Origin of the sequence: Streptomyces sp. NPDC050560 (genome assembly GCF_044457285.1) — a bacterium.
Classification (GTDB): domain Bacteria; phylum Actinomycetota; class Actinomycetes; order Streptomycetales; family Streptomycetaceae; genus Streptomyces.
In genome coordinates this window covers 70,662-78,376 of sequence record NZ_JBITGT010000024.1, presented here as the reverse complement: position 1 = coordinate 78,376, position 7,715 = coordinate 70,662, and the positions used below count along the sequence as shown (strand labels likewise).

Annotated in this window: 3 protein-coding genes and 1 pseudogene; 1 reads left to right on the top strand and 3 read right to left on the bottom strand. The window is 76.9% G+C overall.

Annotated elements, in window-relative coordinates:
• Nucleotides 1–189: pseudogene (locus ACIBIW_RS35340) on the top strand (IS5/IS1182 family transposase); the annotation flags it as partial.
• A 240-nt stretch (nucleotides 190–429) separates the two neighbouring features.
• Here the strand turns inward: ACIBIW_RS35340 and ACIBIW_RS35335 are convergent.
• From ACIBIW_RS35335 to ACIBIW_RS35325, 3 genes are read right to left on the bottom strand one after another with little or no spacing between them, the layout of a single operon-like run.
• Entirely contained in the window at nucleotides 430–1,440 is a 1,011-nt protein-coding gene (locus ACIBIW_RS35335) for an ABC transporter ATP-binding protein (RefSeq protein WP_399342403.1), read from the bottom strand.
• Nucleotides 1,441–1,492: 52 nt separating this feature from the next.
• The gene (locus ACIBIW_RS35330) at nucleotides 1,493–4,270 is read right to left on the bottom strand and encodes an ABC transporter permease (RefSeq protein ID WP_399342401.1); all 2,778 of its coding nucleotides are present in this window, start codon (nucleotides 4,268–4,270) and stop codon (nucleotides 1,493–1,495) included.
• A 1-nt stretch (nucleotide 4,271) separates the two neighbouring features.
• Nucleotides 4,272–7,574, bottom strand: coding sequence for an FtsX-like permease family protein (locus tag ACIBIW_RS35325; RefSeq protein ID WP_399342400.1), 3,303 nt, complete (start codon nucleotides 7,572–7,574; stop codon nucleotides 4,272–4,274).
• Between the last annotated feature and the right edge of the window lie 141 nt (nucleotides 7,575–7,715).

Sequence of the window (7,715 nt, the reverse complement as noted above, 5' to 3'; positions counted from 1 at the left end):
GGCCGCATCCACCGAGGCGAGAGGCCCTGCCGGCTCGACCGGGCCGCCTACCGGCGCCGCAACGTCGTCGAACGCTGCTTCAACAAGCTCAAGCAGAACAAAGCCATCGCCACCCGCTACGACAAACGCGCCCGCCACTACCAAGCCCTGGTCACCCTCGCCTGCCTACGACTATGGCTCCCCACCTGACATTGCGGACACGCCCTAGGCCCTCCCCGGACCTGTCGCATCGCCGTGCACACGGGCCAGGTCGACCGAAAAGATACTCTCCTTTTACCTCGCCTTGAACTTCACTTGGGGAGAACGAGGCGGTGCCGCCCGCGCGGGTGTTCGTCGTCCGTGGCCGGGGCTGTGCCTCGGCGACAGGGTGGGGTCTGCCGCGCCCCCGGCATGCCCCACCCCCCGGGCACCCGCGGGCCCGGCGGCGGGTCAGTCCTCAGGGTCGGGCTGCGGGGGAGTGTCGGGGCGCCGGGTGCCGTCGGGCCAGACGCCTATGTGGTCCTGTTCCAGTTCGAGCAGGACACGGTCGCGCATGCCCAGCGTCTCCGTGTAGTCGGCGGGGAGCTGGAGGCGGCCGGCCCGGTCGAGCATCGCGTACTCGCGCGCCACCAGGGACTCCTGCCCGGTGGCCGCGTCCACCTCGGTACGGCGCAGCACCTCCGTGGAGGTGCGGCCGTCGCGGATGGCGACGGTGCGCCGCACCTCGTGGGCGACGGCCTGGTCATGGGTGACGATCACGGTGGTGGTGCCGAGTTCCTCATTGGCCCTGCGGAACGCGGCGAAGATCTGCTCCGCGGTGCCCGAGTCCAGCTCCCCCGTGGGCTCGTCGGCGAGGAGCACCGCAGGCTCGTTGGCCAGGGCGACGGCGATGGCGACCCGCTGCTGCTGGCCCCCGGACATCTCGTGCGGGCGGCGGTCCTGGCAGCCTGCGACGTCGAGGAGCCCGAGCAGTTCCCGTGCGCGCTCCGCCTTCAGACGGCGGGACTTGCCGCTCCCGCGGCCCCTGAGCTGCATCGGCAGTGCCACGTTCTGCGCGGCCGTCAGGTACGGGAGCAGGTTCCGCGCGGTCTGCTGCCAGACGAAGCCCACGACCTCCTGGCGGTAGCGCAGCCGGTCCCGGGAGTTCATGGCGAGCAGGTCGCGGCCCGCGACCTTGGCGACGCCCGCGGTGGGCTCGTCGAGCCCCGCCAGGATGTTCATCAGGGTGGACTTGCCGCTGCCTGAGGCGCCGACGAGCGCCATCAGCTCGCCCTCGCGCACCAGCAGGTCGAGGCCCTGGAGCGCCTGGACCTCGACCCCGTCGAGGGAGAAGATCCGCACCAGCCGGTCGCAGGTGATCAGGGCGTCATGGCCGTACGAGGGCTTGGCGCGGCGCTCGGCGGCGCGGCGTTCGAGGTCGGCCAGGGTCGGGGCGGCCGTCTGCGGGCCGGTCGTCGTCATGGCAGGGACACCTCTCGTGGGTCAGGGGGCGCGGGGCGTCGGCGTGCGGGGGTCACTGGCGGTCACCCGCCCTGAGTTCGGTGACGGAGCCGCGGCGGCCCGTCCACCACGCCTGGACGGCGGCGACGGCGGCGGTGAGCGCGATCACCAGCAGGGCGGGAAGCAGCAGTGACGGAAGGTCCGTGACGGGCCTCACCCGGGTGACGGGATCGCCGTCGGCCGTGGCGGCGAGCGCCACCGCGGTCAGGTCGATACCGGGCCGCAGCAGCAGCACCGCGGCCCAGCCGGTGGCGGCACCGCCGACGGCGGCGAGCAGCGCGCCGGGGATCGCTTCGAGGATCAGCAGCCGTCTGCCCTGGGCGCGGGTGAGGCCCATGGTGCGCAGTCTGGCGAGGAGCGCTCGCCGCTCCGGGGCCGCACCGGCGAGCGCGAGCAGCAGCGCGAGCAGCGCGAACCCGGCGCCCGCGGCGACGGCGGCGGTGTAGACGCGGTCGGCGCCGCGCTGCATGGGGGTGTCCTGGTGGCGGGCGCGTTCCTCGGAGCGGAGCCGGACGTCGACGGTGTCGCTGTCGGCGGCGGCGCGCAGCGCCTTGCCGTCGATGTGGGCGCCCGTGAGCAGCAGCGTGGTGGGCTTGGCGGCGGAGCCGAGTCCTGCGGCGTCCACGAGGAGGAAGTCGCCGGTGGAGAGGGCCGGTGTGGTGTCGCGCACGGCGGCGATACGGACGGTGACCTCGTCGCTCCCGACGAGCAGGTGCAGGGGGCGGCCGGTGCCGTAGCGTTTGGCGACGGCGGGGGAGGCCACGGCGGGCAGGGTGCCGCCGGTCGACGGGTGGGCGAGGGCGGCGGCGGGGAACGCGCCGAGGCCGTTGTCGTGGGCGAGGGCCGCGTAGGCGCCGGGGACGACACCGACGAGGGGCACATGGGGGCCGTCGTCGGCGGGGTCGGCGGGCGTCGCGTCGTACTCGATGCTGACCGGGGTGACGTCCCGCACACCGGGCACCTCGCGCACCCGGTGGGAGGCGCCGGAGGGCAGCGGTATGGAGCTTTCCACGCGGGCGTCGGCCCCGGTGGCGCGGGCGGCCGCGTACGCCCTCGCCTGGTCGACCCCGGTCAGTACCGCGCCGCCGAAGGCGGCCGTGGCGAGCGCCGTGAGCAGCGCGAGCAGCGGAAGGAGGGAGATGCTTCCGGCGCCCCGGCCCGCGCGCGCCAGGGAGAGATGGGTGACCGCGCCGCGCAGCCGCCCCGCCGGGCGCGCCGCCCAGCGCAGCGGATACGGCACGAGGCGTACCAGGGCGAGGGCCGCGATGACGCCGAGCAGGACGGGCGCGAGGGCCGCGGTGCCGCCGCTGTCGGCGCCCCGTACCCGCAGCAGGGACACCGCGCCAGCGGCGAGCACCAGCACGGTCAGTTCCGCGACGAGGCGGCGCCGCGAGAGCCGTACCTGGATGGTGTCCTCGCGGGCCGCGTGCACGCGCGCGGTGCGGTGGGCCGCGACGGCGCGCAGCGGCAACGCGAGGCAGGCGATCGCGACCACGGCCGCGGCGGCGAGCACGGCGCCGGTGACCCGGGGCCCGTCGGCGAACAGCAGGGCCGCCCCGAGCCCGACGGCGCCCGCGGGCACCGACACCACCGCCGTCTCCGCGAGCAGCCGCCCCCCGATACCCCCCAGGGTGGCGCCACGCGCGCGCAGCAGGGCGAGTTCCGCGTGCCGGCGGCGGGCGGCGAGAGCGGCCGCCATCAGCAGCACGACCAGCGCCACCGTCCCGGTTCCGGAGGCGGCGACGGAGACGACGGGCTGGATGCCGGAGTGCAGGCCCTCGTACTCGCCGATGAGGTCGTCGAGGTCCGTGCCGGCGGAGAGACCCGGATTGGTCAGGCTCCGTATCCGCAGCAGGGTGGGGCCGTCCATCGCGGACGCCACGGCGGACTTGAACGCCGGAAGCTCATGGGCGTGCAGCCCGCCGGTGTGGAGGGGCAGGCGCCAGTAGCGCACGGGCGTGCCACGGGTGCCCAGCAGCATCGGGGCGGCGTCGGGGGCGAGCAGGAGGGCGCCGAGCCAGTAGTGGGGCGGCGGTGTCTCCTGGGTCCTGATCTGGGCGAAGACGGGGGTGCGCAGCACGCTCTCCACCGACCAGTAGGGCCCTGAGGGGTTGCGCGGCCGGACGATGCCGGTGACGTGGACGGTGGTCCCGGGCAGGTGGATGAGGGAGCCGGCCTTGATGTGGAGCCGCTCCGCGGTCTCCTCCGAGACGGCCGCCTCCACGCGCGTGGTGCGGTAACTGACGTGCTCGGGGGCGCGTGGCAGCCGCCCCTGGCTCAGGGTCGCGTGGTCGGGGAGGCCCGCCTGCGCCACGAGGGTCATCCGGGCGCGCCGCTCGGGGTGCGGCAGCCAGTCGTCGGAGGCGACGAGGGGGACGCTGGTCTCGACGCCGTAGCCCGACTCGTGGTCGTCGACGGCGAGGGGCCCGGTCAGGCTGTCGCGGACGCCGCGGTAGGCGGTGCGCAGCACGTCGGGGCGCATCCTGTCCTCGACCTCGCCGATGCCGGGCGGGTCGGCCTCGCCCGCGCTGGGGGCGGTGAGGGACTCGTCGACATAGCTGAGCGCCGAGCGCTCGGGGGACGCCGAGGTGATGAGGTCCCGCAGGCCCGTGTCCTGGTAGTGGTCGACGGCGCGGGGGAAGGCGGCGGCGAGGCACGTGGTCACGGCCACCAGGAGCGCGAGCGCGGTGGCGGAGAACGGGGCGGTGCGCAGCCGGGTCCGCAGCCAGGGCGCGACGGCCGGGCGCCGTCCTCGGGCGCGCGTGTCGGAGGCGGGGCGCGGGGTGCGCATGTCACTCGCCTCCCTGCGCGCGCAGCGGTCCCGCGGACGCCGTCCCGCGCAGGGCGAGGAACGCGGTGATGAGCACGGGGGCGGCCGCGACGGCGAGGAGGAGCACGGCGACACGCACCGGGGGCAGTTCCACCAGGACGGTGGGGACGGGCACGGTCGCCGCGGGGGTCAGGACCACGAGCGGCACCACGGCCCTGGTCAGCAGCGCGCCGAGGGCGGTGCCCACGACGAGCGCCAGCACGATCAGCGTGGCGTACTCGACGGCGACGGTCCGCGCCAGGCGGCCGCGGGGCGCGCCGAGCGCCCGCAGCACGGTGAACTCCTCGCGGCGCTCCCGCAGGGAGGCCACGGCGCCGACCGCGAAGCCGACGGCGGCGAGCACCGCGGCAGCGGCGGTGGTGGCGGTGAACGCCGCCTCGGGGCCCGCGCCGAGCGGGTCGTCGCGCAGGGACGCCGCCGCCTCGTCGCGCACCAGGACCCCGGTGGGGTCGATGTCGGGCCTGGCCCGCAGCGCGCCCGCGGCCTTCGCGGCGCCGCCGTGGCCCGTGGTCAGCCACCACTCGTCGGGGGTGACGCCGGTGTCGGAGCGCTGGAGCAGCATCCTGTTGAGGGCGCGCAGGTCGATCAGGAGGGCGCCGCCGTCTCCCGCGTCCGCGGCGGCCGTGGAGGAGGCCCGCGCGGCGCCCCCCGTGGTTTCCGCGCCCGTGGTGGGCAGGGCGCGCAGGGTGCCGACGATGCGGACCCGCACGGTGGAGGAGCCGACGGGCACGTCGATACGGCGGCCGGGGGCCGCGCCCGACGAGTCCAGGAAGCGGTCCGTGGCGACGGCGGGGATCTCCGCGATATGGCCCGCGTCGGCGACGAGCCGCAGGGTCAGCAGGGGCGCCTTGCCGCTCTGGACGGTCTCCTCGGAGACGAAGCCGGTGCCGTAGGACGCGGAGAGCGTCGGGCCCGAGGCGGCGATCCGCGGGGAGGTGGGCCGGGCCTTGCCGGTGGTGTCCTCGACGGGGTCGGCCCCGGAGGCGGCGGGTGCCGTGGCCGTGCCGCGCCAGCCGCCGCCGGGCTCCAGCGGATGCCCCGTGCCGTCGCCGGTGAGCGCGCGCAGGGCGGCCATCGACAGCCGCTGGGTGTCGGCCGCCCCGCCTGGCTGGGGTGTTTCCACGTCGACTCCGGTGAGGGTGAGGGGCTCGGCCATCCTGTTGCCGGCGCCGGAAGCGACCGAGGCGATGTCCAGGGCGAGGCGGTGCGGGCGGGCGTCCGCCGGCAGCGGGGGCAGCGGGAGCCGGTAGGGGATGCCGTAGCGGTCGAGGACGGTGAGGGTGACCTCGGCGGGCTGCCCGCCGTCGGAACCGCCCAGCGTGAACTCGGCGTCGAGGCGCCTGGTGTCACGCGGCAGCGGCACGCCCCGCGAGCCGCCCCGGGCCGGTGTGCCGAGCGGGGCAAGGACGTCGTGGGTGGGCTTGTCGCCGAGGTCCCCGCGCATCCGGATGCCGTCGCCCGCGGACGCGGTGTCCAGGGCGAGCACGGACGCGGCACGGTCGTCGGACAGCGTCATCGTGGAGCGGGTGGCGGGCACCGCGTCCCGCACGCCGGGCAGCGCCGCGAACGCCCCGGACTGGCCGAGGCCGCTGCCCCCCGGCGTCGTGAGGCGCACGTCGGCGCCCGCGAGGAAGTCGGCCTGGTCGTCCTGCGAACGGTGCCAGGAGGCGCCCTGGCCCAGCGCGAGCATGCCCATGGCGACGGTGAGCACCAGCAGCAGCACGGGCCCGGCGCCGCGCCCCGGGCGGCGGCTCAACTGCCAGCCCGCGAGCGCCCCCACGAGCCCGCCGCCGCGCGTCGCGCGGCGCTCGCCGAGCCGGACCAGCAGCGGCAGCAGCCGCAGCACCAGCACCGTCCCGGCGAGCAGCGCGAGCGCGGGCGCGGCCACCAGCAGCGGGTCGACGCCGTCACCCCCCGAGGTGTGGCCCCGTAGCTGCCAGTAGGCGACGGCGGCGATCGCGAGCAGCCCGAGGTCGGCGCCCGCGCGCAGCGGCGCGGGCAGCGCGCGCGCCCGGGACACGAGCGCCGTGCCCGCCATGAACGCGGGCGCGGCGACGGCCACCGCACAGCCGAGGGCGACCGCCGCCGCCGTCAGCCACACCGGGCCGCCGGGCACGGCGCCGCCGCCGGTGGTCAGCCCCGAGGTGCCGCCCCGGTCCACGAGGAGCCGGGCGAGCGGCATGGCGAGCAGCGGCCCGCACACGGCCGCGGGCAGCGCGAGCAGCAGCGCCTCGGCGGCCGCGAGCGCGGCGAGACGGCGCCGGGAGCCGCCCCTGGCCCGCAGCAGCCGGGTCTCGCCCGCCCGCTCCGACGACAGCAGCCGCGCCACCAGCAGCAGCGCGCCCGCGGCCAGCAGCACGAGCTGGAGCGCGACGACCAGCAGGGTGTTCCGTGCCACCGACAGCGCGCGCTCGACACGGTCGAGCACGTCGGGCAGCCCGGTGCCGATGTCGGTGGCGCCCCCGAGGGACGGCTCCTTCAGCAGCGCCGCGGGCCCCGAGGACGCCGCCGCGCGCAGGGCGCCGATACGGCCCGTGGTGAGCGGGCCGAAGCCCGCGGTGGCGACCCAGCCGGTGCCGCCCGCGGAGACCCGGCCGCCCGTGAGGACGCCGGGGGCGGCCAGCAGCGGCCCGTACGTGGTGAACTCGCCCTTCTGGACACCGCGCCCGCCCAACTCGTCGAGCCGCCAGTACGGGTCGGCGATGTCCGCGGGGCGGTAGGTGCCGGTGACACGGACCCGTACGTGCGGGCCGCCGAGGCGGTCGTCGAGCGTCAGCTCCGAGCCCGGCCGCAGGCCGAGGGCGCGCGCCGCCGCGTCGGGGACGGCCACCTCGACGCTGCCGCCCGCCGCCTCCCGGGGGCGGCTGCCCCCGGTGAGGACCGTCCGGGACGCGTCGAGGGCGGCGAGATGGGTCAGGTCGGGGTCGCCGCCGCGCGCGGCGGGCGGCTGGAGGGACCGCGGCAGCGCGTAGGGCCCGGAGCGGCGCAGCGTGCGCACCGTCACGGGCAGGCCGTCGAAGGTGGCGTCGGCCGCCTTCCGCACGGCCGCGTCCGCCGCCCTGCCGCCCGGCACGTCGGCCCGTACGACGAGGGCGGCGGACGCCGCGTCCCTGGTGGCGAGGGTGTGCCGCAGCCCGGCGTCGCCGATGGAGTCCGAGAACGCGGTCAGGGTCGTGAGGACGGCCGTCGTCAGCAGCACCGCGAGCAGCGCGGCGCCGAGCAGCAGGCGGTGCGCGCGCGCACGCCACAGAACGAACCCCGTCACACGGCCCCCCGCTGTAGTCCCCCGTTTCGCCCCGAACACATGGTCGGGTGCTTGTGGGTGATCAGCGTACGGGAAGCCGCACCGACCCGCCCGAGCCTGTGGACAACTCCCGGGACACCGCCCTGTCGCCCCCGCGTCACG

What these genes read in the sequence shown, in the direction of transcription:
- ACIBIW_RS35335 (WP_399342403.1), bottom strand. Translation starts at nt 1,440, where the DNA reads ATGACGACGACCGGCCCGCAGACGGCCGCCCCGACCCTGGCCGACCTC.
- ACIBIW_RS35330 (WP_399342401.1), bottom strand. Translation starts at nt 4,270, where the DNA reads ATGCGCACCCCGCGCCCCGCCTCCGACACGCGCGCCCGAGGACGGCGC.